The following is a 274-nucleotide window of genomic DNA, read 5'->3' as shown; positions in this document are numbered from 1 at the left end:
AATCCCGCTTACATCAACTCTCTTTTTGCCCTGAAACCGACTTACTTATTTCGGTAGGCGATAACATCGATCGTGGGCCGGAGAGTCTTAACGTGCTGCGCCTGCTAAACCAGCCCTGGTTTACGCCGGTTAAAGGCAACCACGAAGCAATGGCGCTGGATGCGTTCGCGACCGGCGATGGAAATATGTGGCTTGCCAGCGGTGGTGACTGGTTTTTCGATTTAAATGATTCAGAGCAACAAGAGGCAATAGATCTGTTGCTGAAATTCCATCA

The 274-nt window shown here is 49.6% G+C and carries 1 protein-coding gene; it reads left to right on the top strand.

Annotation, left to right across the window (positions count from 1 at the left end):
- Positions 1 to 47: 47 nt before the first annotated feature.
- A partial coding sequence (locus R2R70_RS20215) for a metallophosphoesterase (protein ID WP_410978933.1) occupies positions 48 to 274 on the top strand: 227 nt, incomplete at its 3' end.

The organism is Cobetia sp. SIMBA_158, assembly GCF_046566945.1.
In the GTDB taxonomy this organism is placed as follows: Bacteria; Pseudomonadota; Gammaproteobacteria; order Pseudomonadales; family Halomonadaceae; genus Cobetia; species Cobetia amphilecti.
The sequence above is the reverse complement of the archived record's forward strand: the minus strand, read 5'-3'. Positions and strand labels throughout refer to the sequence as shown.